The sequence below is a fragment of the Aquibaculum arenosum genome, assembly GCF_029222965.1.
In the GTDB taxonomy this organism is placed as follows: domain Bacteria; phylum Pseudomonadota; class Alphaproteobacteria; order Kiloniellales; family DSM-21159; genus Aquibaculum; species Aquibaculum arenosum.
The window spans coordinates 1-2550 of the sequence record NZ_JARHUD010000024.1; the positions used below are offsets into that span (position 1 = coordinate 1).

The following is a 2550-nucleotide window of genomic DNA, read 5'->3' on the forward strand; positions in this document are numbered from 1 at the left end:
GGTAACCCTCCGGTGAGCGCCGCGGCTCAGGCCGCTTGAGCGGCCGGGCTGTTGGCTTTCCAGTGCCAGGGCAGGAGCTCGTGCAGCCGGGTCTGCGGGATCTCGGCGATACGGGCGAGCACGTCGGCGAGCCAGGCTTGGGGGTCCACGTCGTTCATCTTGGCGGTCACGATCAGGGTGTAGATCACGGCGGCGCGCTGACCGCCGCGATCGGAGCCGGCAAAGAGCCACGACTTCCTGCCGAGCGCCAGTCCCCGCAGCGCGCGCTCGGCGGCGTTGTTGGTCAGGCAAATGCGCCCGTCGTCGAGGAAACGCGTGAAAGCCTCCCAACGCTTGAGCATGTAGTTCATGGCCTTGGCGACCTCGGCGTTGCGCGACAGGCCGGCGCGCTCTTCTCGCATCCAGCTTTCCAGCTCTTCGACCAGGGGCCGCGACTGCTCCTGCCGTATCGCCCGGCGTTCTTCCGCGCTCAGCCCATTGATGGCCCGCTCGATGTCGAACAGCGCGTCGATCCGCTTTACCGCCTCCAGTGCCAATGGCGAGCTCGGCGGAGCGCGTGAGCCTCGGTGGCGCTTCCTGGCGAGGTCGGCCAGTTCGTAGAACTTCCGCCGCGCGTGGCTCCAACACAGCGCTTCGGTCACCGCCCCCGCTCCGGAATCGCGCTCGTAGAGTGGCTTGTAGCCGGCATAGGCATCAGCCTGCAGGATGCCGCCATAGCGTTCGAGATGTTCGACCGGGTGATCGCTGGAACGGTCGCGCGAATAGCGGAACAGGGCCGCCGGCGCCGCCGAGCCGCCAAAGGGCGTGTCATCGCGAACGTAAACCCAGGCCCGGGCGGTCCGGGTCTTGCCCTTGGCCAGGACGGGCACCGGCGTGTCATCGCCGTGCAGCCGCTCGGCTGCCAGGACGTGCTTGGCGATGAGAGCGTGCAGCGGCTGCAGAGCATGGGCGCAGGCGCCGACCTGGTCAGCCAGGGTCGAGAGACTGAGCTCGACGCCCTCGCGAGCGTAGCGTTCGCTCTGACGGTTCAACGGCTGGTGCTGGCCATACTTCTCGAACAGGATCATCGCCAGCAGGCTGGGGCCGGCCCAGCCCCGCGCTACGACGTGGAAGGGGGCCGGCGGCTGGCTGATCCGCGCGCAGCAGCGGCAGGAGACCTTCTCGCGCACCGTCTGAACGACCTTCCACTGGCGCGGGATCACCTCCAGCGTCTCGGTCACCGTCTCGCCCAACCTGGACAGGCGATCCGAGCCGCAGGCCTCGCAGGTCTCCGGTGCGGGAATGACGACCCGCTCGCGCGGCAGATGCTCGGGGAAGGGCTTGCGTGCGGGCCTGCGGCGCTCGAATGCCTCGACCCTCGTGGTCTTGGCAGCAGCCTGCTCGGCGGCAAGCTCGTCCTCGCTCGCCGTGGCCTGCAACTCCTCCAGTTCCAGCTCGAGCTGGCCCAGCAGCCGCGCCTTGCGCTCGGAGCGCTGGCCATAGAGTTCGCGCCGGAGCTTCTCGATCTGCAGTTTCAGGCTTACGATCAGTGCCTCGGTGCTCGACGCCTGCGCCGTCAGCTGCGCGACCTGCGCCTCGGCCGCGTCTGCACGAGCCTGTTCGGCGGCCAGTCGTGCCTGCAACTCAGCAATCGCGGCGGGGCTGTTCTCCATGCCTGGAGTCTAGCAGAAACAGGCTCCGGATTCCGCAGAAATCTGCGACTTCTTGGCGATTTTTCGGCCTCAGCCGGCGCGCGACGGCCGCCAGGTGTGGCGCGGATTGCGCCAGTCAATGCCGTCCAGCAGATAGCCCAGCTGGGCGGCGGAGATCGCCACCGCCCCGTCCGCCGGCGAGGGCCAGATAAAGCGGCCCTGCTCCAAGCGCTTGGCATAGAGCGACAGCCCGACACCATCGTGCCAGAGGATCTTGAGCAGGTTGCCGCGCCGACCGCGAAAGACGAAGAGATCGCCGGCATGCGGATCCCGGCCCAGGCCCTGCTGGATCTGCAGCGTCAGCCCGTTCATGCCGCGGCGCATGTCGGTCACGCCCCCGGCCAGCCAGACCCGCACATCGGATGGCACCGCGATCGTCATCGACGCTCCAGCACATCAAGCACCCGCGCCAGCGCGGCTGCGTCCACCCCGGCATCGACGACCACGCGACGCCCGCCATGGGCGATGATCTCCATGCAGCCCGGTGCCATCCGCCCCGGCGCAACGGACGGCACCTCCTCCGGCCGCGGCGCATCCGGCATCACGACCGCCGGCACAAAGCCACAGACCTCATCGCTCCCGCCGAGACGGCCCTCCCGGTACGCCCGGCGCCAGCGGAACAGCAGCGAGGTCGGAATGTCGTGGCACCGCGCCGTCGCCGACGCCTGGCGGTGCCCCGTCAGGCTCTCCTCCACGATGCGCGCCTTCTCCGCCGCGCTCCACCGCCGACGACGGCCGGTGTTCACCACCGACAGCCGCCCGACAAAGATACCGTCGCTATCACCAGTCATAGCGACAGGGAACAACACTCACATCAAACCGTCAGCACCAAAATCGGCGGCGCTCACCGGAGGGTTAC

At 68.6% G+C, this 2550-nt stretch carries 3 protein-coding genes; all 3 read right to left on the minus strand.

Annotation, left to right across the window (positions count from 1 at the left end):
• Nucleotides 1–26: 26 nt before the first annotated feature.
• Complete coding sequence (tnpC, locus tag P2G67_RS16320; protein ID WP_275824359.1) at nt 27–1652, minus strand: IS66 family transposase; 1626 nt, start codon at nt 1650–1652, stop codon at nt 27–29.
• A gap of 69 nt (nt 1653–1721) precedes the next feature.
• On the minus strand, nt 1722–2072 hold the full coding sequence (gene tnpB, locus P2G67_RS16325; protein WP_275824360.1) for an IS66 family insertion sequence element accessory protein TnpB: 351 nt from the start codon (nt 2070–2072) through the stop codon (nt 1722–1724).
• The gene (gene tnpA / locus P2G67_RS16330; RefSeq protein ID WP_275824361.1) at nt 2069–2482 is read right to left on the minus strand and encodes an IS66-like element accessory protein TnpA; all 414 of its coding nucleotides are present in this window, start codon (nt 2480–2482) and stop codon (nt 2069–2071) included. The genes tnpB and tnpA overlap by 4 nt, the downstream gene beginning before the upstream one ends.
• Between the last annotated feature and the right edge of the window lie 68 nt (nt 2483–2550).

Coding starts and splice junctions, on each gene's coding strand:
- tnpC (WP_275824359.1), bottom strand. CDS start 1,652: ATGGAGAACAGCCCCGCCGCGATTGCTGAGTTGCAGGCACGACTGGCC.
- tnpB (WP_275824360.1), bottom strand. CDS start 2,072: ATGACGATCGCGGTGCCATCCGATGTGCGGGTCTGGCTGGCCGGGGGC.
- tnpA (WP_275824361.1), bottom strand. CDS start 2,482: ATGACTGGTGATAGCGACGGTATCTTTGTCGGGCGGCTGTCGGTGGTG.